27 protein-coding genes and 1 riboswitch are annotated in these 26,100 nt (G+C 40.7%); of the genes, 24 read left to right on the top strand and 3 right to left on the bottom strand.

The window, feature by feature from the left end:
* Window positions 1-163 precede the first annotated feature (163 nt).
* The 4 genes from D1B33_RS00815 (at window position 164) to D1B33_RS00800 (ending at window position 4,427) form a co-directional block, all read left to right on the top strand.
* Window positions 164-955 (top strand): SigF/SigG family RNA polymerase sporulation sigma factor, encoded by a 792-nt coding sequence (locus tag D1B33_RS00815; protein ID WP_118874429.1) that lies wholly within the window; start codon window positions 164-166, stop codon window positions 953-955.
* Window positions 952-2,412 carry a spore germination protein gene (locus D1B33_RS00810; RefSeq protein WP_118874428.1) on the top strand — a complete coding sequence of 487 codons (1,461 nt, stop codon included), beginning with the start codon at window positions 952-954 and terminating at the stop codon, window positions 2,410-2,412. Before D1B33_RS00815 ends, D1B33_RS00810 begins: the two co-directional genes overlap by 4 nt.
* A gap of 102 nt (window positions 2,413-2,514) precedes the next feature.
* Window positions 2,515-3,834: a diaminopimelate decarboxylase gene (gene lysA / locus D1B33_RS00805; RefSeq protein WP_118874427.1), complete on the top strand. Its 1,320-nt coding sequence runs from the start codon at window positions 2,515-2,517 to the stop codon at window positions 3,832-3,834.
* 221 nt (window positions 3,835-4,055) lie between these two features.
* On the top strand, window positions 4,056-4,427 hold the full coding sequence (locus D1B33_RS00800) for a GNAT family N-acetyltransferase (protein ID WP_118874426.1): 372 nt from the start codon (window positions 4,056-4,058) through the stop codon (window positions 4,425-4,427).
* A gap of 51 nt (window positions 4,428-4,478) precedes the next feature.
* Here D1B33_RS00800 and D1B33_RS00795 read toward each other — a convergent pair whose 3' ends face one another.
* A complete protein-coding gene (locus tag D1B33_RS00795; protein WP_118874425.1) occupies window positions 4,479-4,988 on the bottom strand; it encodes a DUF309 domain-containing protein in 510 nt (169 codons plus the stop codon).
* Between the two features lie 98 nt (window positions 4,989-5,086).
* Here D1B33_RS00795 and D1B33_RS00790 point away from each other — a divergent pair, with 98 nt between their 5' ends.
* The 14 genes from D1B33_RS00790 to D1B33_RS00730 all read left to right on the top strand — a co-directional run bounded on the left by D1B33_RS00790 (window position 5,087) and on the right by D1B33_RS00730 (window position 18,996).
* The gene (locus D1B33_RS00790; protein WP_118874424.1) at window positions 5,087-5,866 is read left to right on the top strand and encodes a segregation/condensation protein A; all 780 of its coding nucleotides are present in this window, start codon (window positions 5,087-5,089) and stop codon (window positions 5,864-5,866) included.
* Window positions 5,835-6,419 (top strand): SMC-Scp complex subunit ScpB, encoded by a 585-nt coding sequence (gene scpB / locus D1B33_RS00785; protein WP_118874423.1) that lies wholly within the window; start codon window positions 5,835-5,837, stop codon window positions 6,417-6,419. Before D1B33_RS00790 ends, scpB begins: the two co-directional genes overlap by 32 nt.
* 38 nt (window positions 6,420-6,457) lie before the next feature.
* Complete coding sequence (locus D1B33_RS00780) at window positions 6,458-7,450, top strand: D-alanyl-D-alanine carboxypeptidase family protein (protein ID WP_199677330.1); 993 nt, start codon at window positions 6,458-6,460, stop codon at window positions 7,448-7,450.
* A gap of 298 nt (window positions 7,451-7,748) precedes the next feature.
* Window positions 7,749-8,483, top strand: coding sequence for a pseudouridine synthase (locus D1B33_RS00775; protein ID WP_118874422.1), 735 nt, complete (start codon window positions 7,749-7,751; stop codon window positions 8,481-8,483).
* Between the two features lie 113 nt (window positions 8,484-8,596).
* Complete coding sequence (resA, locus tag D1B33_RS00770) at window positions 8,597-9,142, top strand: thiol-disulfide oxidoreductase ResA (RefSeq protein ID WP_118874421.1); 546 nt, start codon at window positions 8,597-8,599, stop codon at window positions 9,140-9,142.
* A gap of 5 nt (window positions 9,143-9,147) precedes the next feature.
* A complete protein-coding gene (locus D1B33_RS00765) occupies window positions 9,148-10,794 on the top strand; it encodes a cytochrome c biogenesis ResB family protein (protein ID WP_118874420.1) in 1,647 nt (548 codons plus the stop codon).
* Window positions 10,791-11,978, top strand: coding sequence for a c-type cytochrome biogenesis protein CcsB (gene ccsB / locus D1B33_RS00760; protein ID WP_118874419.1), 1,188 nt, complete (start codon window positions 10,791-10,793; stop codon window positions 11,976-11,978). The genes D1B33_RS00765 and ccsB overlap by 4 nt, the downstream gene beginning before the upstream one ends.
* A gap of 179 nt (window positions 11,979-12,157) precedes the next feature.
* Window positions 12,158-12,874 carry a response regulator transcription factor gene (locus D1B33_RS00755; RefSeq protein ID WP_118874418.1) on the top strand — a complete coding sequence of 239 codons (717 nt, stop codon included), beginning with the start codon at window positions 12,158-12,160 and terminating at the stop codon, window positions 12,872-12,874.
* Window positions 12,867-14,642: an ATP-binding protein gene (locus D1B33_RS00750; RefSeq protein ID WP_118874417.1), complete on the top strand. Its 1,776-nt coding sequence runs from the start codon at window positions 12,867-12,869 to the stop codon at window positions 14,640-14,642. The genes D1B33_RS00755 and D1B33_RS00750 overlap by 8 nt, the downstream gene beginning before the upstream one ends.
* A 118-nt stretch (window positions 14,643-14,760) precedes the next feature.
* Window positions 14,761-15,309: an RNA polymerase sigma factor SigX gene (locus D1B33_RS00745; RefSeq protein ID WP_118874416.1), complete on the top strand. Its 549-nt coding sequence runs from the start codon at window positions 14,761-14,763 to the stop codon at window positions 15,307-15,309.
* Complete coding sequence (locus D1B33_RS00740) at window positions 15,299-16,540, top strand: hypothetical protein (RefSeq protein ID WP_118874415.1); 1,242 nt, start codon at window positions 15,299-15,301, stop codon at window positions 16,538-16,540. Before D1B33_RS00745 ends, D1B33_RS00740 begins: the two co-directional genes overlap by 11 nt.
* A 96-nt stretch (window positions 16,541-16,636) precedes the next feature.
* A riboswitch (FMN riboswitch) is annotated at window positions 16,637-16,808 on the top strand.
* Between the two features lie 269 nt (window positions 16,809-17,077).
* Complete coding sequence (locus tag D1B33_RS00735; protein WP_118874414.1) at window positions 17,078-17,656, top strand: ECF transporter S component; 579 nt, start codon at window positions 17,078-17,080, stop codon at window positions 17,654-17,656.
* 182 nt (window positions 17,657-17,838) lie between these two features.
* Entirely contained in the window at window positions 17,839-17,973 is a 135-nt protein-coding gene (locus tag D1B33_RS18710; RefSeq protein ID WP_267897012.1) for a hypothetical protein, read from the top strand.
* Between the two features lie 354 nt (window positions 17,974-18,327).
* The gene (locus tag D1B33_RS00730; protein ID WP_118874413.1) at window positions 18,328-18,996 is read left to right on the top strand and encodes a peroxiredoxin family protein; all 669 of its coding nucleotides are present in this window, start codon (window positions 18,328-18,330) and stop codon (window positions 18,994-18,996) included.
* A gap of 41 nt (window positions 18,997-19,037) precedes the next feature.
* Here the strand turns inward: D1B33_RS00730 and D1B33_RS00725 are convergent, their stop codons facing one another.
* Window positions 19,038-19,814, bottom strand: coding sequence for an enoyl-ACP reductase FabI (locus tag D1B33_RS00725; RefSeq protein WP_118874412.1), 777 nt, complete (start codon window positions 19,812-19,814; stop codon window positions 19,038-19,040).
* 226 nt (window positions 19,815-20,040) lie between these two features.
* Between D1B33_RS00725 and D1B33_RS00720 the strand changes: the two genes are divergently transcribed.
* Both D1B33_RS00720 and D1B33_RS00715 read left to right on the top strand, forming a co-directional pair.
* Window positions 20,041-20,382, top strand: a complete 342-nt coding sequence (locus D1B33_RS00720; protein ID WP_118874411.1) for a PadR family transcriptional regulator — start codon at window positions 20,041-20,043, stop codon at window positions 20,380-20,382.
* Entirely contained in the window at window positions 20,366-21,034 is a 669-nt protein-coding gene (locus tag D1B33_RS00715) for a DUF1129 family protein (RefSeq protein WP_233549352.1), read from the top strand. Before D1B33_RS00720 ends, D1B33_RS00715 begins: the two co-directional genes overlap by 17 nt.
* Window positions 21,035-21,088: 54 nt before the next feature.
* On the opposite strand, the gene D1B33_RS00710 is transcribed toward D1B33_RS00715, so the two are convergent.
* Window positions 21,089-21,337: a ferredoxin gene (locus tag D1B33_RS00710; protein WP_118874410.1), complete on the bottom strand. Its 249-nt coding sequence runs from the start codon at window positions 21,335-21,337 to the stop codon at window positions 21,089-21,091.
* 106 nt (window positions 21,338-21,443) lie between these two features.
* Here D1B33_RS00710 and D1B33_RS00705 point away from each other — a divergent pair, with 106 nt between their 5' ends.
* From D1B33_RS00705 to D1B33_RS00690, 4 genes are all read left to right on the top strand, one after another.
* Window positions 21,444-22,487 carry a YpbB family protein gene (locus tag D1B33_RS00705; protein ID WP_118874409.1) on the top strand — a complete coding sequence of 348 codons (1,044 nt, stop codon included), beginning with the start codon at window positions 21,444-21,446 and terminating at the stop codon, window positions 22,485-22,487.
* Window positions 22,477-23,925: a RecQ family ATP-dependent DNA helicase gene (locus tag D1B33_RS00700; RefSeq protein ID WP_118874408.1), complete on the top strand. Its 1,449-nt coding sequence runs from the start codon at window positions 22,477-22,479 to the stop codon at window positions 23,923-23,925. The genes D1B33_RS00705 and D1B33_RS00700 overlap by 11 nt, the downstream gene beginning before the upstream one ends.
* A gap of 155 nt (window positions 23,926-24,080) precedes the next feature.
* A complete protein-coding gene (locus tag D1B33_RS00695; protein ID WP_118874407.1) occupies window positions 24,081-24,776 on the top strand; it encodes a LysM peptidoglycan-binding domain-containing protein in 696 nt (231 codons plus the stop codon).
* A gap of 479 nt (window positions 24,777-25,255) precedes the next feature.
* Window positions 25,256-26,017, top strand: coding sequence for a metallophosphoesterase (locus D1B33_RS00690; RefSeq protein ID WP_233549351.1), 762 nt, complete (start codon window positions 25,256-25,258; stop codon window positions 26,015-26,017).
* The last annotated feature ends 83 nt before the right edge of the window (window positions 26,018-26,100 follow it).

The raw sequence follows: 26,100 nt of genomic DNA, 5'->3' as shown, positions 1-26,100 counted from the left end.
GGTGAAACTTTGAAAAATGTTTCGCAACAAAAACTCTTATGGCTTGCGCATAAAACGCAAGTTCATATTGTCGTCGCTTAAATGGTAAAGCAGCTTGTGGATTTTATAAACACTCAATTTTATGTGGACGCAAATACGGTGGTATTTGGTAGAAGTTAGGGGGATGAGGACAATCGAACAGCCGTCCAATAATGTTTTATTGACACAGGAGGAAATGCGCGATCTGATTGGGAAAGCGCAGGCGGGTGATGTGGAAGCAAGAAAACTCATGATCGAGGGCAATACGCGGCTTGTATGGTCGATTGTTCAACGCTTTGCTTCTCGAGGGGTAGAGCTTGAGGATTTATTTCAAATTGGATGCATTGGGTTGATGAAATCTGTCGATAAATTCGATTTATCGTATGATGTGAAATTTTCTACTTATGCCGTCCCCATGATTATTGGTGAAATTCAGCGTTTTTTACGTGATGATGGCATGGTTAAAGTGAGTCGATCCATACGCGAGCTTAATTATAAAATCCGTCATGCAACCGATGAATTTTTGAAAACCAATGAAAAACCGCCCTCGATTTCGGAACTTGCCGAAATTCTGGGAGTTACGGCAGATGAAGTATTGGTTGCAACAGATGCCATGCGTGACCCGGCTTCATTGCATGAGCAGCTGTTTGAAAGTGAAGGGGATTCCATTACGTTAATGGATCAAATGAAAGACGAGAAATCCGAACTGCCATTTCAATATATCCCATTAAAAGAAGTTTTAACGAAACTGGATAAACGGGAACAAGCCATCATTTATTTAAGATATTACCTGGACCTTACCCAAACCGATATTGCAGAAAGGCTGGGGATCTCACAAGTTCAAGTTTCGCGTTTAGAAAAGAAGATTTTGGCGCAACTTAAGTCTTGGATGGAAACAAATTCATCACGAACTACAAAAAAGACGGTGAGTAAATGAGCAATCAAGTTTTTGCATCAATCGATGATGCAAAAGGGTTTTTGGAAAGCAGGTTCGGAAAAGATGTTTCCTATGATCTCTGCATTAAAGACGTTTACGTAAGAAGTTTGCCTGTACTATGCGTCTATATTAGTGGGCTTGTTGATGCGAACACGCTAACCATTCAACTCGCTCCACTTTTTCATGATGCCGGGAAAATCGATCATTTCGAACAAGAAATTGAAGATGAAGAAAAGTATTTTAATGATTTTTTTAATTTCTATGGAAAGTCTGAACCAAAGGATCGCGAAGAGTTTTTGCGGGGCATATTAAGCGGGGTCGTTGGAATCGTCACAGCAAGCGGCTTTAGTTATTTGCTGGAGCTTAGAAACTATCCCGGACGCCAGCCGGCTGAGCCGGATAATGAAAAAGTAATCCGCGGTTCCAGGGACGGCTTTGCAGAAAACATTATCTTGAATACTGGACTGATTCGAAGACGAATACGGGATCCTCGATTACGATTTGAGCTGAAACAAATCAGCACGATCGGTCAAACCGATGTGGCCATCTGTTATATGGAAGGAATCGTTAATCAGAAACATTTAAAGTGGATTAAAAAAAGATTATCTGAAATAAAGCATGATGGGCTAACCATGACGGATAAATCATTGGAGGAATGGATTTTCAAGCAAAGGTTCCATCCTATCCCATTTGTACGATATTCAGAGAGGCCTGATATCGTTGCAGCCCATTTACTGGAAGGACATATCGCGATTGTTGTGGATACCTCGCCTTCCGTCATTATCATGCCTATTTCCTTTTTCCATTTGCTGCAGCATGCAGAAGAATATCGGCAAGCTCCCTTTATCGGGACAACCATTCGAATTTTAAGATATTTGGCAGCGTTTTTAAGTTTAACCTTGTTGCCGGTTTGGTATTTACTTGCCACCAATGAACAATATTTACCGGACGCATTGTCCTTTATTGGCGTAAAGGAGCATTCCTCCTTGCCGCTCTTTCTGCAAATTATCATTGCCCAATTAGGGTTGGAGTATTTGCGAATTGCCGCGATTCATACCCCAATGCCCCTGTCGACAGCCATGGGATTAGTAGCCGGAGTCATTATAGGGCAGATAGCCATCGATGTTGGGTTGTTTTCCCCGGAAATTGTCCTTTACTCGGCAGTAACCGCAATCTTTGCTTTTTCGATTCCCACATTCGAGCTTAGTGTTACAACTAAATATTTCCAATTCATTATCCTGATCGCCACCGTTATTTGGGATATTAGCGGATTCTTTATTGCCGTATGGCTCATCTTCTCCTATTTCTGCGCGTTAAAACCGATGCAAGTGCCTTATATGTGGCCGCTTGTGCCATTTTTTCCGAAAGCATTTACCCGAGTGATGATTCGATTCCCAATGACGAATGATTCGGTAAGGCCTTATATTGTTGGCGCGAAGCAACGTAAACGTGCATAAATCAGCCGTTGCGCTAGAAATCTACCTATGATAAAGTTCATCATAAGGTGGTATTAATTGCGGAAGATTCTTATTCCCGCAACTGGCAATGGAGGAGAGAGAATGCATTTATACGGAACACAAGAAGTAAATGAAACAGGGCATTTAACGATTGGTGGAGTGGATACGATTGATCTTGCAAAGACTTACGGCACTCCACTTTTCGTTTATGACTTAGCGTTAATCAGAAAACGTGCACGTGGTTTTATCGAAACATTTAAGCAATTAGGCGTTAAAGCGGAAGTGGCATATGCCTCAAAAGCTTTTGCATGCGTCGGAATTTATCAATTGGCGCAAGAGGAACATTTATCGCTGGATGTTGTGTCTGGCGGGGAATTATTTACGGCTCTTCAGGCAAAGTTTCCGGCGGAGCGCATCCATTTTCATGGAAACAATAAATCCTATACAGAATTGGAGCTTGCGTTTGACTCTAAAATTGGCTGTATCGTGGTTGATAACTTCTATGAAATTCAGCTATTAAAAGAAATTTCGGAACGTAAGCAGCAGCATATGCGCATTTTGCTTCGTGTTACACCTGGAGTGGAAGCTCATACGCATGATTTTATCACAACCGGACAAGCGGACTCGAAATTTGGCTTTGATTTGAATAATGGCCAAGCAGACCAAGCGTTCGATGAAGTAAAAGACCATGAATACCTTGAACTTTTGGGCTTGCATTGCCACATTGGTTCTCAAATTTTTGAAACAGATGGCTTTAGTTTGGCCGCTGAAAAATTAATGAACAAAATTGGAGAATGGAAAGAACAGTCCAACTTCGAATGTTCCGTATTGAATTTAGGCGGCGGCTATGGAATTCGTTATACAGAAGAAGATCATCCTCTGGAGCCGCAAGATTATGTGTCGGAAATGATCAAAACAGTACAAGCATTGGCAGAACAATTAAGATTGGCGATGCCGGAAATCTGGATTGAACCGGGGCGTTCCCTTGTTGGCGATGCAGGGACATCTCTATATACGGTTGGTTCGCACAAAAACGTGCCGAATATTCGTGAATACATAGCAGTAGATGGTGGAATGAGTGATAATATTCGTCCCGCACTTTATGATGCTAAGTACGAAGCAGTTATTGCCAATAGAGCAAGTCATAACAAAACGAACACTTACACGGTGGCTGGCAAACTTTGTGAATCCGGGGACAAATTGATTGTGGATGCGCCATTGCAGCAAGCTGAACCGGGCGATGTATTGGCCATTTTTTGTACAGGTGCCTATGGCTACTCAATGGCTTCGAATTACAATCGAATTCCAAGACCCGCAGTGGTGTTCGTAGAAGATGGACAACATCAACTAGCAATCCAAAGAGAAAGTTACGAAAATATTGTGCAAAATGATCTCCCGCTTTCTCTAAAAAAGAGTGAGTAAACTATGAAGATTTCTAAATGGTGGCTTCTTGGAATCTTGGTTGCCCTCTGTATCATCTGGGCATTGGTTTATATTTTTCTCCTTATTCCGACTACGTCCATTGAATAAAAGCGTATAGTTCATACGGTTGTAAGTTTATGGTAATCGGGTTGCTTCCTTTACAGAAATCATGTAATATATGTGAAGATGCTGTACTGATAGAAAACGAGGGAATGTTATTCATGTTAATACGCTATAAAAAATCTTTCGAAAAGATAGCAATGGGATTGCTTTCGTTCATGCCGCAACAAAAGGACGTAAAGCGTTTAATGGAAACCATTCATGCTTACGAAGCAAACGAAGATTGGCATTTGTTTTTATGGAAAAAAGATGAGGAATATATTGGCATTGTTGGTGTGTACGATGAGGGGGCGGTTGGTATTATTCAACATATTACCGTTGTTCCTTCCTATCGCGGCGAAGGAATCGCCAAAACAATGCTTAGAGAACTACTCAATACCGGGCAATTTAAAGAGCTAAAAGCGAATGAAGAGACAGAACCTTTCGTAAAATACTGTTTACCGATAATTGAAGGGGCGGACAACTCGATCTGAGTGTTCCGCCTCTTTTTCCGTGTTCTGCTGCTGTTGCAGTCAATGTTAAGCCTATGAGCGTTCTCCGCTTTTCTTTATTTTAGCTTCCCTCGCTTGAAGAATATCCGAGCGGTCGCGTCGCATATGTTTATGAAGGAGAAAATCTTTTGAGATCGAAGGGAGCTGTGCTATTTTTATAGTTACGAGTTCAGCTAGTTCTTTATTTTGCAATGGAATCGAAAAGGCACGAAAAGGTTCGCCGCTTTCGATCGCCTTCGCGCTTTGCTCACAGTTTGTACATAAATCGTCAAACTCTATAAAATCGAAAAAAGGGGATTCTGGATTCTCGCAAAAATTATTGATGGCTTTCTTTAATATTCGCAAGGCACCTGACCTGTTATTTCGGCGCCAATGATACATGCCCACTGCCAGTTGGACATATCCTACCAATGGATGCATTTTATCGCCAGGAGCAATCATTTTCCAATATTCCTCCAGTACTTCGTGGCACTCAAAATAATCTTGATTGCCATTAAAATAAGCACAATAATCTACATATAATGGATGAAACAGCGGATGCATAACAAACCTCTTTCCTAAATAGTAAAAGTTGATTTAAAATACTTAAGTAAACATATATCACATTCGTAAGAACGAACAAAATGTCAGGGGGTTAACAGATGTATGAAGTAAAACTAGATGCCTTTACGGGACCTCTTGATTTATTATTGCACTTAATTCACCGTTTGGAAATTGATATCTATGATATTCCGATGGCGGAGCTAACCGCACAATATATTGATCATATTCATGCAATGAAAGAATTGGAGCTTAATGAAGCAAGTGAATATCTCGTGATGGCTGCAACACTGCTTGCCATAAAAAGCCGAATGCTGCTTCCGATTCATGAAGGAGAAATGGAAGAAGCGGAATTTGAAGTCGATGGGCCGGACCCGCGGGAAGAACTTGTTACCAAATTGATCGAATACAAAAAATATAAACAAGCCGCATCGGAATTGAAGGAACTGGAAGAATCGCGAGCCCAAGTATTTACCCGTCCGCCAAGCGATTTATCGGTCTATGTGCCGGACGAGCAGCTCGCCTTGTTTGATATGAATGTCAATGTCTATGATATGTTAAGCGCCTTTCAAAAGCTGATGCGTCGAAAGCAATTAAAGAAACCTTTGTCAACAAGAGTCGCAAGACAGGAAATTTCCGTTAAAGACCAAATGGTTGCGGTGATTGATTCATTGAAGCGTTTTGGCGGTAAATCCAGTTTTTCTGAGCTATTTCCATATGAAGATAAATCTACAATTATTGTAACGTTCGTATCTTTGTTAGAGTTAATGAAACGTCAAGTCGTTTTTGTAGAGCAAGAAAATAACTTCGAAGATTTAACTGTCACTTTGCAAAAGGAGGATATTGACGATGAACTTGAACAGTTTGATGAGCAAAATTGAAGCGCTGCTTTTCGTCGTGGGAGATGATGGATTGACCGTAAAACAGCTATCCCACTGGTTGGAAGTCGAACCAATGGAAATTGAAGCAGCTTTAAGTGAACTCGAAACCAATTACAGCAATGCCGAGGAACGCGGTATTACGTTAAAATCGCTGGCAGGTACATATCAACTTACAACAAAGCCGGAAATGGCGGAAACGATTAAAAAACTCGTTGAAAATCCAAATAGCCAAGTACTTTCCTCGGCGTCCCTTGAAGTATTGGCGATTATTGCGTACAAGCAGCCGATTACAAGAACCGAAATAGAGGATCTGCGCGGAGTGAAAAGTGAACGACCCCTTCAAACGCTAGCATCCCGGGCTCTTGTACAAGAGGTAGGAAGAGCGGAAGGGACAGGTCGTGCCATCCTCTATGGTACAACGAAAGAGTTCTTGAATTATTTCGGCTTAAAGGACATTAGCGAACTGCCGCCTTTACCGGAAGCGGCCGAAGAAGATGAACATGAAGAAACCGATTTATTTATGACAAAGTTTCAGGAAGCTTTTAACGGTTAAATATCTAGGATGACTTTATCAAAAGAAGGAGTGTCTGGTTGAAAAGGAGTGCAAAAGTCTTTTTTGCGTTTATTCTTTCCATTGTTGTTTTTTTCTCTGTTGTACAAGCAGCACAGGCGTCTTATGCCGTCATCGATGCAGATACGGGAAGGCTGCTGGAAGGGAGCAGTCCACATGACCGTATGCCCATTGCCAGCTTGACGAAAATCTGGACAGCCCTCATTGCCATTGAGAATAGCAATTTGGATGATGATGTATCGATCACACAGCGAGCAACACTAAGCGAAGGCTCTTCCATTTATTTAAAGGCAGGAGAAAAAGTAACGGTCGAAACGTTGCTTTATGGGCTGATGCTGCGTTCCGGCAATGATGCGGCATATGCACTGGCCGAACATGCCGGAGGGTCGGTTGATGGTTTTGTGGATTTAATGAATGAAAAAGCGGATTTATACGGATTGAATCAAACGGACTTTACGAATCCATCCGGTCTGCACAATGAGATTCATCTTTCTTCTGCTTATGATACGGCCCAAATGCTGAGAATCGCCCTACAGAACGAGAACTTCAAAAGGATTGCATCGACCATTAACTACAAAAATCCATCAACTGGGGTCACTTGGCAAAACAAACATCGCCTGATTCGTGAACAGGTAGGAGCTGTTGCAGGGAAAACAGGCTTTACAAAAGTAGCAGGAAGAACGCTGGCCACTTATTTCGAGCAAGGGCAAAAAAAGGTAGTTGTTGTCACATTAAATGAATCAAATGATTGGCAAGTACATAAAGAGCTTGCAGATAAAATATTTGAAAACTATGAGTATGTAACTGTCGTGGACAAAGGAAAATATAAGGCAACGGAAAATAAGGCAGTAGAATTAACGAAGCCTATCACGCTGCTATTGAATGAAGAAGAAGAAAAAGAGGTTCAAAATGTACTTCATTTATCAAGAAAACAACAAGAATTCGGCATTTGGCACGTATTCTTAAATAATGAAAGCATCTTTGCACAACGAGTCGATGTTGTGAAAGATTAATCTTAAGCATTTTATGGGACTGCGTGAAAGCAGTCTTTTTTTTATTGAAGGTGTTAAATTATTAATTTTTGTAGAAGGTGCCACGATAGTTTCCAATTTTACTAAAATTCGTTGTATTGTTGATCAATAATAACTTAAAACCTAAGCAGACCCCCCAGGAATCTATCTAATTACGAAGGTTCAAACTTAATATGACTAAACAGCTACCAAAATGAGCTGTTTTCCTTTTATAATGGAACAAAATGTGACATAATTTTCACTGATTGACAGTTTGCACATGGATGAACGAGGTGGAAGAATGGAAAGATTACAAAAAGTGATTGCATATGCGGGAATCGCCTCTAGGCGTAAAGCGGAGCAATTGATTTTAGAAGGAAAAGTAAAAGTAAATGGGCAAGTAGTAAAAGAGCTTGGCACGAAAGTATCGAACTCCGATACGATTGAAGTAAATGGCGTGAAGCTTGAAAAAGAAGATAAAGTTTACTTCCTTCTTTATAAACCAAGAGGCGTTATTTCTGCAGTAACGGATGATAAAGGCAGAAAAACGGTTACGGATATTTTCAAGAAACATGTGCACCAACGAATTTTCCCGGTCGGTCGTTTGGACTATGATACATCGGGCTTGCTTTTATTAACGAACGATGGGGAATTCTCTTATCAAATGACTCACCCGAAATTCAAAATTGATAAGACTTATATTGCCCGCGTGAAAGGTGTACCGACGATTGACGGTTTAAAAAAGCTGCAGCGCGGCATCAAACTGGAGGATGGCAAAACAGCACCGGCAAAAGTAAGCATGACGAGCTTTGATGAAAAAGCAGGAAAAGCGATTTGCGAAATAACGATTCATGAAGGCCGAAACCGACAAGTGCGACGCATGTTTGAAGCGATTGGAACACCGGTGGTCAAACTTAAACGCGAGCGTTTTGCATTCCTGGATCTAGGGGGGCTAATGCCGGGAGAATATCGGGAATTAACAAAGCACGAAGTGAAACTGCTTCGCGTATTGGCTGAAACAGGAAAAATCGATTAGCACTCTGTGAACAGTGGGAACGTTCATAATTCAGTCAAAATCCGAGGGGCTAATGCACAATGGTTTTGCTATAATAAAGAAGATTTTATAGTTTTTGGGGGAGGATACAGGAGATGGATAAGAAAAAGAAGCGGTCAATTACGCGTGGAGTTGTACTGATCGTGCTTTTGGCGGCCATCGTCTATACAGTTTATACTTCTGCTACAAAAGAAAAGGTAGAGGTACTGCAAGTCGGGGACAAAGCACCGGATTTTGAGCTTGTGGACTTATATGAAGGCGATTTAAAACACCGACTTTCGGATTATGAAGGCAAAGGGATTTTCCTGAATTTCTGGGGAACGTGGTGTAAACCATGCAAAAAAGAAATGCCCGCCATGTCTAACCAATATGCCATTTATAAAGATCAAGGTGTCGAAGTACTAGCCGTGAATATTGCCCAGTCGGAATTTGAAGTGAAAAGATTCATCGAAAGTCTGGATGTTCATTTTCCGGTGGCAATTGACCAAACAAAAAGCGTAATGACGGCATATAATGTCGATTTATTGCCGGCAACAATATTAATCAATCCTGAAGGGAACGTTGAAAAAATCATTACCGGCGAAATGAGTGAACAGCAAATCGCCTCATACATGGAATCAATTAAGCCGGAACAGGAGTAATGACTATGGAAAAACTGATTTGTGTTTGTGGTCATGAGAACCCGGCAGGTACCAAACTTTGCGGGAAATGTGGACGACCTCTAACAGAAGAAGCCAAGGAAAGCAAGATCGTCGATATGAAGTATGACGGTGCAGCCATTCGTTCCAAAACGCGCAATAAATCGATTGTCGACAAGGTTTGGAACTTCTTTTCGAGCGTAAAAGTAGGTATTGCCTTAATCATTATTAATCTCGTAGCAGCATCAATAGGAACCATTTTTCCGCAAGAATTTTATATCAGCGTTTCAACAGAAGCGGAAAAAGCGGCATATTATGAAGACACTTACGGTTCAATCGGGAAATTGTATTATGAATTGGGACTTTCCGACGTTTATAACGCATGGTGGTTCCAAATCCTGGTAGGTATGCTTGCGATTTCAATTATTGTAGCAAGTATTGACCGGGGAATTCCGTTGCATCGCTCACTTAAAAATCAGCGAGTTAAACGGCATGAAAGCTTTATGAAACGCCAACGTGTTGTTGCGGAGGGACCGGTTGCAAATGGTGATCCGGCACAAACGTTGAACATGATTGAAGAGAAAATGAAATCCCTGAAATACAAAGTACGCCGTGATGGCAATGCCCTATTGGCCGAAAGGGGACGCTTTTCTCGCTACGGCCCATACATAAACCACTGTGGATTAATTATTTTCTTGGCTGCCGTCATGCTTCGGCTCGTACCCGGCTTTTATGTCGACGAATCGATGTGGGTACGGGAAGGAGAAGTCCGTGCTGTACCGGGGATGGAAGGCTATTTTATAGAAAATGAAGCATTCATTCTGGAATTGCATGATAATGAAAAAACTGAAAATCAGGAACTTCAAGGTGTAAATGCTGTAGCGAAAAACTTCCAAACAAACGCCAAACTTTACAAGCAGGCGGAAGACGCAGTTCCTGGACAAACGGATAATCTGGAGTTGGTAAAAGAATACTCCATTCGCGTGAACCATCCATTGCAGTATGAAGGATATTCATTCTACCAAATGGATTTCCGCATGAATGAATTGAGCGTCATGAACTTTCAATTGACGAACAAAGAAACAGGCGAAGCGTTGGGACCGGTAAGTATTGATCTTACAAATCCACAAGACGAATACATTATCAACGAGCAAGCAAAAGTTGAATTGCTAGGCTATTATCCTGACTTTTCCGGATTTGAAAACGGCGAACCTCAAACGCTGACACCAACGCCGAATAATCCTGCATTTATCTTTAAAATGACAACACCGGAACATCCGGATGGGGAAGTAAGCTTTGTTGCCATTCAACAAACCATTGAACCGAACGGCGATAATGAGTATAAAATGGCTTTCCAAGGTGTTGAAACTCGAAATATGTCCGGTTTAACGGTACATAAGGATAGCTCGATTCCCCTGCTTGCAGTTGGCGGGGCAATCTTTATGATTGGTGTAGCGATCGGTTCTTACTGGAACCATCGACGCTTATGGGTGGAACAATTGGAAGATGGTACAATCCGTTTAGCTGCCCATACAAATAAAAACTGGTTTGGTATGAAAAAAGATTTAGATGCTGTTTCAGAATATGCAAAACTTCCAAAATATCTTGATCAGAGCGAAGAAATAGAAGAAAAGGAAGGTGACAGCGCCTTATGAGCTTAATTGATTTAAGTGGAAACTTCCTGTTTATTGCATTTATTGCTTATTTAGTCGGGACGTTGCTGTTTGGCGGGGCAATTAAAAATACCAAGCCTGATGGTGCAGCAAAACGTGCGGATAATTGGGGCAAATTAGCGATTATCGTTACCGTTGTTGGATTCCTGGCGCATTTAGCTTACTTTATTACACGCTGGATTTATACCGGCCATGCACCGGTGAGCAATATGTTTGAGTTTACAACGGCGTTTGGCATGTTTATTATTGGCGCATTTATATTAATCTATTACATGTATCGTATATCAGCGCTTGGTCTAATTGCTTTACCGGTTGCTATATTAATTATCGGTTATGCGGCAATGTTTCCGAGCGAGGCCGATCCGCTTGTTCCTTCGCTTCAAAGTTACTGGCTGACAATTCACGTGATTACGGCAGCGATGGGACAATCCATTTTGGCAATCAGCGCTGTAGCAGGATTATTGTATCTTTTAAAAGCGGTCGATCCAAAATCCAAGACAAAAAGCCGTTTTTGGATGGAAGCGGTTCTTTACTTCTGTTTCCTTGTAGTAGGATTTATCCTTGCAACGGTCATCTTTAAGGGAATGGGTTATGAAGCAAACTTCAGTTACGTTAATGCCCAAGGAAAAGAACTTGAAATAACTTACAACATGCCGGCCGTTTTTGGCATGAATGACTATACATTATTAACCGATGGCAAGATGGAACCACTGGTCGAAATGCCTCCTGTTATTAATGCGAAAAAATTGACAACGGTCTTCTGGTCATTTGTCATTGGTTCAGTTGTATATTTATTGGTGCGATTGATTTCCCGGAAACGAATTCTTGAAATGCTGCATCCTTTGGTACAAAAAGTAAACCTGAATTTACTGGATGAAGTTGGTTATCGGTCGGTTCTTATCGGCTTCCCTGTCTTTACGCTGGGAGCGCTTGTATTCGCCATGATTTGGGCTCAGGAAGCATGGGGCCGCTACTGGGGCTGGGATCCAAAAGAAGTTTGGGCTCTTATTACATGGTTGTTCTATGCCGCTTACTTGCATTTGCGGTTATCAAAAGGCTGGGAAGGGAAAAAATCGGCATGGCTCGCGTTGATCGGCTTTGCGATTATCCTGTTCAACTTGATTGTGGTCAACTTGGTCATTGCCGGCCTGCACTCCTATGCATAAACAACCGTGTATTTGCATCCAAGCGTAATTGAGAGATCGTGAGTTAATAAAGAAAGTTCTTCCCATACTAGGAGAAGAACTTTCTTTATAGACAAAAAGCGACAAATTGTATATCTCCTTTAATTTTCTTAGATGAAATTGTACAATAGTTAGTAGAAAGAATGAGAGGGGTAAAACCTATGTCTGAAAATATTTCTGTATTAGTAGTAGATGATGAAGATCGTATTCGCCGATTATTAAAGATGTACCTGGAGCGGGAAGGATACCAAGTAGATGAAGCTGAAAATGGTGAAATGGCCCTCGCGTTGGCATTGGACAAAGATTACCATTGCATTCTTTTGGATATCATGATGCCTGAAAAAGATGGGCTTCAAGTTTGTGAAGAACTTCGCGAAACAAAGATGACACCAATTATTCTGCTGACAGCGAAAGGCGAGGAAGCGAACCGCGTACAAGGGTTCGAGCTCGGGGCAGACGACTATATTGTTAAGCCTTTCAGTCCGCGTGAAGTCATCTTGCGTGTAAAAGCAATTCTGCGTCGCTCTTCCGCATTTTCACCCGTTTCAAGTCCGTCTACTTCAAAAGACTTAGTGGTTTTCCCGCACTTAACGATTGATCATGATGCACACAGGGTCACTGCAGATGGAACGGAAGTCAACTTAACACCTAAAGAATATGAATTATTGTATTTCTTGGCGAAGTCCCCCGATAAAGTATTTGATCGTGAACAACTTTTGAAAGAAGTTTGGCATTATGACTTCTTTGGAGATTTACGCACGGTTGACACGCATGTTAAACGTTTGCGTGAAAAGCTTAACCGCGTATCGGAAAATGCAGCCAAAATGATCGTCACGGTATGGGGCGTAGGATATAAATTTGAGGTTGTAAATGAATAGAATATGGAGCAGTATCGTCGGGAAGCTATGGTTAACCATATTGCTTCTCGTTTCCTTTGTATTGTTTGTCTTTACGGTGTTAATGCTGGAGTTTCTGGAAGACTATCATCAAGAACAAGCAGAAATTACATTAAGGCAAACCGCTTCAACGATTGCAAGCATCGTGGAAAATTACAATTTGGAACAATTAACGGATGAAATCATTAAAGAAATGATTACGGAAGACACGAGTGCGTTTATTGTCAACAAAGAAAAGAGAGTTGTTTCAGCTTTTCAGACTGGCATGAATAGCATCGAAATCCAAAATAATATTCTGGAAAGCGCAACATTCAATAAGATTTATAAATCCAATGACCCTATTTTGGAATCCATGATTTTGCCGTCCCAAACGGAGGAAAACAAAATGCAGACGTATGTTGTATTGAGTTATCCACTAAAGAGCAATGAGGAAGTCCATGGGGCGATTTTTATATACAAAAATCCAAGTGCTTTGCATCAAACATCGCAGCAAACCACAAAAATCGTCTTTTTATCAGCTTTTATCGCTTTTGTGTTAACGACGTTTTTTGCCTTTTTCCTTTCTTCGCGAATTACGTGGCCGCTTCGCAAAATGCGTGAACATGCCTTTGAACTGGCGAAAGGAAAATTTGACGAAACGCTGCCAACAGTGCAAAATGACGAAATTGGGCAGTTGGCCGTTGCGTTTAACCAAATGGGAAGACAGCTAAAACACCATCTGGAAGTAATCAATCAAGAGAAAGAACAACTATCCAGCATCTTAACCAGCATGACCGATAGCGTCATCACCTTTAATCGTGATCGGACCATATTATTAAGCAATCCTCCGGCGGAAAAGTTGATGCAAAAATGGTTTGTTGTCAATAAAAATGAAAACAATAGCCCGATTCCACAGGAGATTTTCGGGATGCTGGAACATGTACTGGATTTTGAAGATAAATTGGAAGAAGACATTGCAATCAATGGCTCTCATTATCGTATTACCATCAGCCCTCTAAAAAATAGCGAAAATTCGATTCGAGGGGCAATTGCCGTGATACGGGACATGACGGAACAAATTCGTTTGGAGAAATTGCGCTCGGACTTTATTGCCAATGTCTCTCACGAACTGCGAACACCGATTGCCATGCTGCAGGGCTATTCTGAAGCCTTGCTGGATGATGTGGTGACAAATGAAGAAGATAGAAATGAAATGACCCGCATTATTTATGATGAATCGCAGCGGATGAGTCGTCTGGTAAATGATTTGCTGGATTTGGCACGCATGGAAAATGGCCATACAACGCTATACAAAGAACCAGTACAGGCCGTCACTATGATTGAACGCATAACACAAAAATTTACGCAAGTAGCAAAAGAGAAAAGAGTGCAGTTGAAGTTTCAATCAGAGCTTTCGAATACGGTTGAAATCGATGTGGATGAAGATCGAATTGAACAGGTGCTGACGAATCTGATTGATAATGCCATTCGCCACACACCACAAGAAGGAAGTGTTGCCGTATCGGTTGAACATGAGTTGTCTTATGTAAAAGTGCAAGTAGCCGATACGGGCGAGGGGATTCCGCAAGAAGATTTGCCGTTTGTGTTTGAACGATTCTACAAAGCCGATAAAGCGCGAACGCGTTCAAAGAGCGGCACAGGACTGGGTCTGTCGATTGCCAAAAACATCATAGAAGCCCATAAAGGGCATATCCGCGTGTCGAGCGTTGTGGGAAAAGGTACTACTTTCACTTTCTATTTACCAATATAGGGAAAAAAGTTAAAATAAAGGGTGTCTCTTGAAGTGTGTAATAAAGCTTCAAGGGACACCCTTTTGAAACTTTTCAACTCCTTCAACGACAAATCTATTAAGGGCAGGGGTGGCGTGGATGAATGATAAAGAGTCCATATTCCATCGTTTATATGATTCATATCATCAAGATGTCTTTCAATTTTTAATCTATTTGGTTAAAAATCGTTCGATCGCAGAGGATTTATCGCACGAGGTATATGTGAGAGTGCTAAAATCATATGAACGATTTCAAGGAAGAAGCTCGGAAAAAACATGGCTATTTGCCATCGCAAAAAATGTTGCAATTGATTTTTTTAGAAAAAATGCCGTTCGTTCTTCGCACGCATTTGACGCTTTCAACTGGGAGACAGAGCAGCTCGTCTCACCTGCGAAATCACCGGAACTTTTACTGGGAGTACAAGATGAAATGCGGCAATTGTTAGAGGCGCTTGAAAAATGTACGGGTGACCAAAAAATGGTGATTATCATGCGCTATTTTCAAGAATTATCGATTGCCGAGACGGCGGAGATCTTGAATTGGACAGAAGCAAAAGTCAAAACCACCCAACACCGGGCGATTAAGCAACTTCGTGAATTACTGGCCACTCAAACTGACATAAAGGAGGTTAATCGCAATGAGTCATGAAAAATGGGACGACGACAAAATCGAAGACTTCCTTCATCAGGCACCAAAGCTGCAAGATTCACGTTCTAAAGAAGAAGTATTTAAGCGTCTAAAAGAAGATGGCTTATTTGATGAACAGCCTTTAAGTGTAGAGTCTACAAAACCGCAGCATCGCAGAAAGTTTTTATGGATACCAATCACTATCAGCATCGCCGCTCTTTTTATACTTGCAATTATCGTTCAATCGTTTATAAGCCAGTTGAATGATTTGGAAAACTCTACGGAACAAAGTGCTGTAATGGAATCAGCGGAAACAAAGAATCAGACTGAATCGGAGAGTGCAGACAATGCGGGAACAGCTACCGAAGAACAAAGCATTGGTATAATGGCTACAGAAAGCAATGTTTTGCGCACAGCGGTTTATCCGGAAGATTTGGAAGGCAACACATTGTTTACCTTAGGATTGGCCAGTGATGCAGCGGATAGCTTGCCTGTTACGGTTTTAATTCCTGACGAAAAAATCGAACAAGACTTTGGCAAAGAAAAGCCAACGGGAGTAGAACTGTATAATCGTTACGCACCTTTATTTAATGAGAGCGCAATTGGCTTTGCAGAATATCATCCGTATCAAGGGGAAATTTCGGAGCAGGGCGAACGCGTGATTCATCAATTGCCGGACAGTCAAAGCTATGATAATGGATCGGCCGCTTTGACAACATATTTTGCTTCATTAATTGATACATTCGGTCACGCATACAAAGAAGTTGCTTTTGAAACAGATGAAGGTACCGGATTTGAATTTAGTGAAGTGGGAGAGCCGAGCAGACCCCTTTCACTGAACAGCGAATCCACACAATATAATTACTTTAAGTTTACTCAATCAGATGGCCAAACCTATTTGACCCCGAACTTTAGAGAAGCTTACAACAATGTGGAAGAAGCGCTTGATGGGATGAAAGATGCAAAAAATGATATCTATCAGTCGGCAGTATTGCCGAACGTTGATTTTGATGTGTCGGTAGAAAATAGCGTAGCGGTTGTTTCATTTAAAACTGAACTTGACTTGGAGACAGTAGATGGAATGCAGGCGATGCAAATGATCGAAGGAATGTTGCTGACAGCTTCGAGTTTTAATATGAGTGTTCAGTTTGAAAATGTGAAACAAACACAATGGCAGGGGTTTGATTTTACGGCTGCCCTTCCAATGCCTGTCGGAGCAAATAAAATTCCATATGACTCTGTTTTTCAATAAAAAGTATTGGGAAAAAGATAGTAATTCAGTTGGAAATGCCTTTACATTAGTTCAAAGTCGAGATATAATTAGGGCAATTAATAAAATTAAATATTGATTCATCTTCGGGGCAGGGTGAAATTCCCGATCGGCGGTATTAGAAACCGCATTTTCCGACCATTCACTTGGAGGATTTTGCATAGCGTTTCTTCAGCCCGCGAGCTTTTTTAAAGCAGGATTTGGTGCGATTCCAAAGCCGACAGTATAGTCTGGATGGGAGAAGGTGAAGGTACGGTCTCTATTCGTATTTCGAAAGAAACTGTGCGCAAGGAGTAATGTTCTGTGCGAAATTCTCGTACTTGCTTTACTATTTTTCGAGTATCTAAATTTCAGATACTTGATTTGGCGTACAATCTTTTGTTTTTCAATGTGCCTTTTTTCTCCCTTATGCGAACGCTGCGTAAGGGATTTTTATTTTTACATTGAAAAGTGGAATGACTGAAAAAGAGGACTGTCCTTTCTTCTTGTGAGTTGAATCAGCAAAGAGGAGAGAATGATATGGTAAAGCAAAACCTAAAGCTGCGTTCATTCGTGGCGATTGCAATGTTAAGTAGTATTTCGTTCATTTTAATGTTATTAAACTTCCCGCTTCCTGGGTTCCCTTTGTTTTTACAAATCGACTTCAGTGACGTTCCTGCATTGATTGCTGCGATTACGATGGGGCCAATGGCTGGTATTTTAGTGGAGTTATTCAAGAATATTTTAGACTGGATTTTCTCTGGTACACCAACGGGGGTTCCGGTTGGACATATGGCGAATTTTATGACAGGTATTTTGTTCATCCTGCCTGTATATTATATCTATAAAAAAATCCCGACGATTAAAGGTCTAAGTACAGGATTGATTGTGGGAACAGTGGTCATGGCGGTTGGCATGAGCATATTAAACTATGTAGCCTTTTTACCGATGTACTCCTACTTCCTTGGAATGGAATCTTTTGATATGAAAGAAACGATTGTAATGGGTATTTTACCGTTTAATATGGTTAAAGGGATTATCCTTATGATCGTGGCCGTCTTACTATTCCGTACGATGAGAGTATGGATTGAAAACCAGAGAGCACAGTATTTATTATAAATGTATGATGATAGCCGTGCATTAAGTCGAACAAGGACTTAATGCACGGCTTTTTGTTTTGTGCTAATTGAGTGTGGAAGAAGTGCAGGTGATTTATTGGTTGGGAGTGATTGAGAGGCAGGTGGAGCGGGGGAGGTGGTTAGGCTGAATTAAGTAGGAGAAGTGCAAATGGGAGAGGCAGGATGCTGGAAAAGCGTTTCATCGGGTGTATGAAGTGCAAATCGGGGAGATGGGTTGCTGGAAAAGCGTTTCATCGGGTGGATGAAGTGCAAATCGGGGAGATGGGGTGCTGGAAAAGCGTTTCATCGGGCGGATGAAGTGCAAATCAGGGAGACGGGTTGCTGGAAAAGCGTTTCATCGGTTGTATGAAGTGCAAATTAAAGGTGGATGTTGCTGGAAAAGCCTTTCATCGGGCGTATGAACTGCAAATGAGAGAGGCAGATTGTTGGAAAAGCGTTTCATCAGGTGTATGAAGTGCAAATCGAAGTGGGAGTTTGCTGGAAAAGCGTTTCATCGGGCGAATGAAGTGCAAATCGGGAAGGTATCGTTGGAAAAGCCTTTCATCGCACTGTGGACTGCACACTCTGTAGTATTAACAATCTTTCTCTCATGTTATCAACCCTGCCACATATACTTTTAAGAAGATCTAGTTTGAAAGTGGGGGTTTGTATTTGCCCAACAAAACAATCTCAAAATTCTTAGTGATGTTCTTTCTGATTCTTTTCATATATATCATTTCCAGTAACCTGCTCCCCTCCAATTCTCAGCAAGTTAAAGAAAAAACGTTGCCAATTATACAAAGAGAGTTGAGCACTGGGGCACAGAATCAAGTGGAATATCGGCAAATTGAAGAACCAGATGAGCAACAACTTAATAGCGAAGAAGCGCATGACCATGACCACATAGAAAACGAGACGCAAGTCCATTCGCTTCAGGAGCAGGCACCGGATTTTGAATTAAAGACATTAAACGGAGAAACGATTCGATTATCACAATTTAAAGGACAGAAAGTGTTTATAAACTTCTGGGCAACCTGGTGCCCATCATGTGTAGAAGAAATGCCGACAATCCAACAGTACTATGAGAGGCATGCAAAAGATGTCATAATTCTTTCAGTAAATGCCACTGATCAGGAATGGAATAAAAAGGATGTTGCGGAGTTTTCCGAAAACCATAGCATTACTTTCCCTATATTGCTGGATGAAGATGGGGAGGTTTCCGTGAGCTACGAAATCCTTACGATTCCGACAAGTATAATCATCAATGAAGAGGGAATGATCAATGAAAAAATTGTCGGACCTGTTACCGAAGAAATGTTGATGGAAAAGTTAGGGCATTAAAAAGGACTAGCCCTGCACAATGCATCGCTAGTCCTCAATTATTAACCCATAATATTATAGCCGGAATCTACATAAATTGTTTCACCGGTAACACCACGTGAAAGTGCGCTTAGCATAACCAATGTCATATCGGCTACTTCTTCCTGATTTACATTGCGTTTAAGTGGGGAAGTTTCCTCGATTTTATGCAGAATTGTATTGAAGCTTGGAACACCTTTTGCAGCCAATGTGCGGATTGCACCTGCTGAAATCGCATTTACACGGATATTTTCAGCACCTAAATCAGCAGCAAGATAGCGCATTGAAGCTTCTAGTGCAGCTTTTGCCACACCCATGACGTTATAGCCGTCAAGCACGCGCTCTGCCCCTAAATAACTCATCGTAACGATCGATCCGCCCTCCGCCATATATGGACGAGCTGCGTTTGCAACCGCAACTAATGAATAAGCACTTGTATCTTGCGCGAAAGCATAGCCATCACGAGAAGTTTCTACAAAGCGGTTTTTCAGATCTTCAGCATGAGCGAATGCAACAGAATGGACAATACCGTGGATAGTGCCGTATTTTTCGCCAATTTGGGAAAAGGCAGCTCTAATGCTTTCATCACTGTTTACATCACATTCGACTACTGCTGTGTTGTATTCCGTATAGTTCTCCAAAACCTTGTCAATCTTACCTTTAGAGCGTTCTTTGCGGTAAGTGAAAATTACGTTCGCTCCGACTTCAAGAAGTCTTTTGGCAATTCCCCATGCAATACTGCGTTCGTTCGCAACGCCCATGACCACTACGTTTTTATCTCTTAATTGTAATAAATCCATCCGAAGGTCCCCTTTGTCCAATAAATTTTACATCAGTTATTAGTACCAACTACTAAAACGATTCTAGCAGTTATTCTCGAAAAAATCAATAAATGATTGGGTACATCCATACAAAATACTTGATTGCTATTATGTTATGCAATATACTGAGGGTAGCTAGTTTACTATACAAGATAGCTTGTTTATGGCATGGTATCTTGCTATGCAAGGTAAAGAGGTGAACAATTTGTCGGTTCGAAGCCAATTATTAAAAGGAATATTGGATGGCTGTGTGTTGGCGATCATTGAAAAAGAAGAAGTGTATGGTTATGAGTTATCGCAAAAATTACAGCAGTATGGTTTAAGGGATATTAGTGAGGGTACCATTTATCCGGTATTATTGCGTCTCCAAAAAAGCAATTGGATTATTGGAACGATGAGACCTTCCGAAAGCGGGCCAAATCGAAAATATTATTCTTTAACTGCAGAAGGGAAGGAGAATCTGGAGTTGATTCGAAAAGAATGGGAGTTGCTAAGCGTGCCGATTACAACTATTTTGGGAGGTAATAAGAGTGAACGTAACCGTTAAGGAGCTAATAAAAGAAAATAATGAAAAGCGAAAATTGCTGACTCCCGAAAACGAAACGTATTATGGAAATTTAATGGTATATATTCGGACCAATGCTCTAAAAAGTGAACGTGCAACTGAGGAAGTATTGCTGGAGATGCTGGATCATTTGCTTGAAGCGCAAAAAGAAGGCAAAAGTGCTGAAGAAGTTTTTGGAAAGGCTCCCAAGGAGTTGGCAGAAGAAATTATCCAATCTTTGCCGAAGGAACCATTGAAAAAGACGGTAGGATTTGCCTTTGAAGCGTTGCTGAACCTACTGGGATGGGCAATCATACCTTGGGGAATTTTTGCCTACTTTAAAGGCGAAGAGCAAACTATTTATTTAGGTTCTACTTTGTTATTTGGGATTATTCTAGTTTTGGGATTAGCATTGCTCATTTATTATGTATTTAGAATGGTTAAGCAAGAAGCTTTTGACTCAAGAAAGAAACTGAGAAGCTCCTTGGTATTTGGAACAATTTTTGGATTGTTGATTGTGCTGCTGGTTTTCCTGAATTTCTTTATAGATCCCTTTGGACCAACGATTCAGATGTCTTATTTTACTATTTTTGGATTAGGATGTTTCTTGATATTGGCTGCTTATCTTTTCAGAAAATCGAGGGAATCACAATAATCATTTACCCAGAAAAATAGCCACCTCATTGACGAGATGGCTATTTCTAATTAATTATTCGAATTTTAAAGCATCGCCTTCGAATGATTCGTCGGCTACTTTGATGGAATCCGTTGGGCAGCCTTCAAATGCGTCTTGCATGTCTTCCAATAAATCTTCTGGCACTTCTGTTGTACCCATGTTATCATCTAAAATAACGAAGGCAATCCCTTCATCATCGTAATCATAAATGTCCGGAGCGGCAGCACCGCAAGCGCCACATGCAATGCATGTATCTTTATCTACGATTGTATATTTTGGCATAATATTCTCTCCTTTTTCACGTGCGCTTCCTAATAAAGCTTCCTTATCATTCTAAAACTGTTTAATTGACTTTTCAACCTTATAGTTCGAAATGGAGGATTCTATTTTGATTTTCCAGCAAATTCTTTTGGAAATTTTCCATAAATTTAACGGGGAACGGACAATTTCCGCACCATACCATCTTTTGAAAGGCAAACGTTCGGGTCAAACGATTCAGGATGTCGGAATTTATCATTTACATAAATATTTTGGGGTATTGCCAAAGTTGGCAAGGCAAACATATGACAAGGCTATCTCGGCTTTGGTTGAAGAAGAAATTCTTATTGTGCTGCAAGATGGTTTTTATAAGTTAACAAACAAAGCAACTTCCCATTTACAAGAAAATAAAACCCTTCCTTTTGATGGATGGCATTATAGAGGAAATGAACATCTCTTTTTTGCCAGGTTATCCCTAGTGGTACAAAGCTTGTCTCATCAATCTGCCAAACAAATGTCCTTTATCCCCATTCAAAAGGACGAACAGGTTCAGCAATGGGTTCGGCACTTTTTAAAAACCAACCATTATCAAGATGGACATTTACAGCAAAAATTATTAGAAGAAATTGTGATGAGCCTCGAAAACCTAAATGTGGAGGAAGAGGCAAAGGAAATGGTGATGCTTAGATTAAGCGGCTACAAAACTGCCGGTCTTACATGGCAGCAAATTAGCTATAAAATGAAGTTAAGTGAAATGGATATAGGATTGATTTACATTTCAACACTTCACAAATGGCTAAATGAAATCTTGCAAAAAAAGGACGAGTATTTTCTTTTAAATCAGCTGACCGAAGCTGTCCGTGTAAATATCCCATTAAGCGGATCAGCTTCCCAAACTGCCGAACTATTTAAAAATGGCTATTCGGTTGAGGAAATCAGTAGAATCCGCAGGTTAAAAATGAGCACGATAGAAGATCATATTGTAGAATTGGCGATGAATGAACCTGAATTTAATATGGAACAGTTTGTTGCAAAAGCAGATATACAGAGAGTAATAGAAGCTGTGGATGAGACTCATACTCGGAAGTTGAAAGTGTTGCATCAGATGTTGCCGTATCTTACATATTTCCAAATAAGGCTTGTATTGGCTAGAGGTGAACGTTTTGAATCTTAAAGAACTTTTGCATAAGCATTTTGGCTACAATGAATTTCGGCCGGGCCAAAAAGAAGTGGTTGAGCAGGTGTTGGCGGGAAAAGATGTAATGGCATTACTCCCCACTGGAATGGGCAAATCGCTTTGCTATCAACTGCCTGGCTATATTTTCAATCAGCCGGTGCTGATTATTTCTCCTTTATTATCTTTAATGCAGGATCAAGTCGATCAGCTGAAAAAAATGAAAGAAAAGCGGGTAGTGGCGTTAAACTCTTTTTTGGATGTTTCGCAAAAGAGAATGGCTCTGCAAACGCTGCAAAATTACCGATTTATTTTTATCTCACCGGAAATGCTTGTCCAAGAGAATGTGAGGGAAAAATTAAATTCGATAAAGCTTTCTTTAATTGTAATTGATGAAGCGCATTGTATTTCACAATGGGGTTTCGACTTTCGGCCAGATTATTTAAGAATCGGAGAAGTAGTGGGGAAAGAAAATCGACCTCCTATACTGGCGTTATCGGCAACAGCGACGGAAAAGGTGCTCGGTGATATTGAACGTTATTTGAACATGAAAGAACCTTATACATATATTCATTCGGTAGACCGTCCGAACATTCATCTAGGAAGACGGATTTTCCAAAATAGAGAGGATAAGTTGGATTGGATGCTTGAGCATGTATCCAAAACAGAAGGTCCGGGGATTATTTATACACAATCGCGGTCAAAAACGGAAAAAATCAGTGAAAGGCTGCTTCAATTAGGGATTCGCTGTGCAAGCTATCATGGCGGCATGGAGACGCTTGACCGGCAATTTATCCAGCAGCAGTTTATCGAAGGATCGCTTGATTGGATTGTGGCAACAAATGCGTTTGGCATGGGAGTTCATAAGCAAGATGTTCGCCAAGTAATCCATGAATCGCTGCCATCCAATGTGGCAAATTATATGCAGGAAATTGGTCGCGCAGGCCGAGATGGGAAAGATGCCCTGGCATTATTGTTATATTCGGATGCAGACGAAGATTTTGCGAAATTTGTTGGAATGGATGATTTGCCTACCGAGGGGCATGTGGATCGTTATATGGAATTGCACTTCCAACAACTACAACCCGGCATGATGGTTCAAAATGGGGAAATTTCAGAAACCGCTTTTCGTGTCCTTGCTTATTGGATGCACCAACTCCCGGCACATGAAGTAAAGGAAAAACTATCCTCAATGAAAACCGGAAAAATAAAAGCGGTTGAAGAAGTAATGGAATTGGTTCATGCAAAAAGCTGCATGAGGGAAAAGCTAGTTCATTATTTTGGACAGACTTTAAATGCGAAGCCCAGCGATTGCTGCCAATGTTGCGGTTTGTCAATCGAAAATATAATCTTGCCCCGTCAGACTACTGAAAAAAATGTACAGGAAGAGTCCTTCAATTGGAAGGATCGAATCAAGAATTTACTGCTCCAAACTTAGTGATGAATTTAAAGACAAAAAGATAGTAGAAAAGCGATATTTTACTAAAAGTCTCATTTTCTCGACAAAATCTCTTGAATTTTCCAATCCTATCATTTACTTTTTAAAGAAATTTCGTCATAATTAGAGATAATCGTGTTAAAGAGGTGGTACTCATGAGTAACGAAGATTACAGAGAGAAAATTGAAGAACATCGTCAATCAATTGAAATAGCAGAACAACAACGCTCTAGAATGTCACGCTCAGGCCGTACTGTGAAAAAGAAAAAGAAAAAGAGAAAAAACCCTTTATTAAATATCCTATTGGTCGTACTTCTTGGTATACCATTTATCCTATTAGTCTATGTTTTCTTCTTCTATACGCCATCAGAAACGGAAGTAGCGGAAGTGGACGAAAATGGGTCGATTGTAGAAGTACAAAGAAATCAAACTGTTTCCGCAAGCAATAAAGAGCAGCAAGAACCAAAGATCGATAACAGCAATGAAGATAAGGCAGCAGCTGAAAAAGATGCGGAAGCTGAAAAGGAAAAAGCAGCAGAAGCAGCAAAACAAGCAGAACAAGCAAAAGCGGCCGAAGCAACGGAGGCAGCGAAACAAGCTGAAATGGAAGCTGCCAAAAAAGCGGAGCAAGAAAGACAAAAACAACAAGAGCTTGCTAGACAACAAGAACAACAGCAAACCCAAGCTGCTTCAAAAGCCAGCTCCACAACGCATACAGTTCAACCAAATGAAAACTTATTCCGTATTGCGCTAAAGTATTATAACGATGCAAGTGGCGTCGATAAGATTAAAGCTGCGAATAACTTGCCATCGAACAGCATTTCTGTTGGACAAACATTAATTATTCCGTAGATTTCTAGAGTGGACTAAACGAATGGATTTCCCATTCCTTTAGTCTTTTTTTATAGGCCTGCAGCGTATGATTATATTGGCAATGTGTTAAACTAATAAAAAAGCAATGCTTCTTTATGTTCTATTTAGTGAACAGAGTAAAGCGGTTAAAATTCGAGAGACTATATTAGCAAATGGACTTTGTTGTTCATGCCATCAATCAATAAACTTCTGCAATAAGGAAGGAGCCGTCTCACTTTTTGGAGGCGACTCTTTTTTGAATTTTTTTTGAGAAGTGCTGCGGCGTTCTTCGCTTTTTCAAATTGTCCAGCTCCGGCGCCCAGCCCCTCGAGGTCGCTTCGCCTCCTCCGATGAAGGCAAAAAGCGCCTTCATCACGGAGGCTCCAGCGCTTGTACCTGTCGCACGCTTTCGGTACAAAAAACATCTGTCGGGGCTAAGCGGGGCGCCTGTGCTTTTCTATTAGAGAGGGGATTTACTTTTGTTTGGTTTTTTTATTTTTGTTTTGGTTGTTCTAATAATACTGTTCTTATTTATGGTAAAGGAAGCATTTGAAAACAATGTGCTGCATCATGGCATTCCTTTACAAGGAAAACAGGAGCAGATTTCCTTATTTTTTATTTCCGATGTGCATCTAAGAAAAATTGATGAAAAAATGATAGATACTGTCGAACAACCGATCCATGCCGTGATTATTGGCGGTGATTTAGCGGATAAACGTACTCCGTTTTCACGAATTGAAGAAAATATTAAATTATTGAAAACGCTGGGTCCTGTATACTTTGTATGGGGAAACAATGATCGGGAAGTAGGGGAAGGGAATTTACGTGAGCTTTTTCATAAGTTGAATGTAACCATTATTGAAAATGATGCAATTTTAATTCCGCAAACTCAAAACGAATGCTGGATTAGTGCAATTGCTGATGCTACTTCCCAAAATGCGGATTATGAAAATGCTTTTCTGAAATGTAAAGGTGCAAAAAATGTAGTGTTTGTTTCGCATAATCCTGAAGTTTTCCGGATGGTACGAAGAAATTATAAGACGGATCTTATGATGGGGGGACATTTACATGGAGGCCAAATTCGCTTGGGACCTTTCGGGATGCATCCACATGGTTCATTTTCAATTCGGGAGGGAGTACCGACCTTAATCAGCAATGGCTATGGAACAACAGCCTTCCCGCTAAGGTTTGGTGCAAAACCTCAATGCCATATCATAACACTCAACTTCGAAGGACAATAAAATAGAACTGATTCAAGATTTAGCGTTATACTAGAATTAATATTGTGTTGAGCACGCTGGGTGTTCTTTTTTACTAAAGAAAA

The organism is Ureibacillus yapensis, assembly GCF_003515775.1.
GTDB lineage: Bacteria > Bacillota > Bacilli > Bacillales_A > Planococcaceae > Ureibacillus > Ureibacillus yapensis.
The sequence above is the reverse complement of the archived record's forward strand: the minus strand, read 5'-3'. Positions and strand labels throughout refer to the sequence as shown.

What these genes read in the sequence shown, in the direction of transcription:
- D1B33_RS00740 (WP_118874415.1), top strand. Translation starts at nt 15,299, where the DNA reads ATGAGTCATGAAAAATGGGACGACGACAAAATCGAAGACTTCCTTCAT.
- D1B33_RS00745 (WP_118874416.1), top strand. Translation starts at nt 14,761, where the DNA reads ATGAATGATAAAGAGTCCATATTCCATCGTTTATATGATTCATATCAT.
- D1B33_RS00765 (WP_118874420.1), top strand. Translation starts at nt 9,148, where the DNA reads ATGGAAAAACTGATTTGTGTTTGTGGTCATGAGAACCCGGCAGGTACC.
- D1B33_RS00790 (WP_118874424.1), top strand. Translation starts at nt 5,087, where the DNA reads ATGTATGAAGTAAAACTAGATGCCTTTACGGGACCTCTTGATTTATTA.
- D1B33_RS00725 (WP_118874412.1), bottom strand. Translation starts at nt 19,814, where the DNA reads ATGGATTTATTACAATTAAGAGATAAAAACGTAGTGGTCATGGGCGTT.
- resA (WP_118874421.1), top strand. Translation starts at nt 8,597, where the DNA reads ATGGATAAGAAAAAGAAGCGGTCAATTACGCGTGGAGTTGTACTGATC.
- D1B33_RS00755 (WP_118874418.1), top strand. Translation starts at nt 12,158, where the DNA reads ATGTCTGAAAATATTTCTGTATTAGTAGTAGATGATGAAGATCGTATT.
- D1B33_RS00810 (WP_118874428.1), top strand. Translation starts at nt 952, where the DNA reads ATGAGCAATCAAGTTTTTGCATCAATCGATGATGCAAAAGGGTTTTTG.
- scpB (WP_118874423.1), top strand. Translation starts at nt 5,835, where the DNA reads ATGAACTTGAACAGTTTGATGAGCAAAATTGAAGCGCTGCTTTTCGTC.
- lysA (WP_118874427.1), top strand. Translation starts at nt 2,515, where the DNA reads ATGCATTTATACGGAACACAAGAAGTAAATGAAACAGGGCATTTAACG.
- D1B33_RS00750 (WP_118874417.1), top strand. Translation starts at nt 12,867, where the DNA reads ATGAATAGAATATGGAGCAGTATCGTCGGGAAGCTATGGTTAACCATA.
- D1B33_RS00775 (WP_118874422.1), top strand. Translation starts at nt 7,749, where the DNA reads ATGGAAAGATTACAAAAAGTGATTGCATATGCGGGAATCGCCTCTAGG.
- D1B33_RS00710 (WP_118874410.1), bottom strand. Translation starts at nt 21,337, where the DNA reads ATGCCAAAATATACAATCGTAGATAAAGATACATGCATTGCATGTGGC.
- D1B33_RS00800 (WP_118874426.1), top strand. Translation starts at nt 4,056, where the DNA reads ATGTTAATACGCTATAAAAAATCTTTCGAAAAGATAGCAATGGGATTG.
- D1B33_RS00815 (WP_118874429.1), top strand. Translation starts at nt 164, where the DNA reads ATGAGGACAATCGAACAGCCGTCCAATAATGTTTTATTGACACAGGAG.
- D1B33_RS00695 (WP_118874407.1), top strand. Translation starts at nt 24,081, where the DNA reads ATGAGTAACGAAGATTACAGAGAGAAAATTGAAGAACATCGTCAATCA.
- D1B33_RS00735 (WP_118874414.1), top strand. Translation starts at nt 17,078, where the DNA reads ATGGTAAAGCAAAACCTAAAGCTGCGTTCATTCGTGGCGATTGCAATG.
- D1B33_RS00795 (WP_118874425.1), bottom strand. Translation starts at nt 4,988, where the DNA reads ATGCATCCGCTGTTTCATCCATTATATGTAGATTATTGTGCTTATTTT.
- D1B33_RS18710 (WP_267897012.1), top strand. Translation starts at nt 17,839, where the DNA reads ATGCTGGAAAAGCGTTTCATCGGGTGTATGAAGTGCAAATCGGGGAGA.
- ccsB (WP_118874419.1), top strand. Translation starts at nt 10,791, where the DNA reads ATGAGCTTAATTGATTTAAGTGGAAACTTCCTGTTTATTGCATTTATT.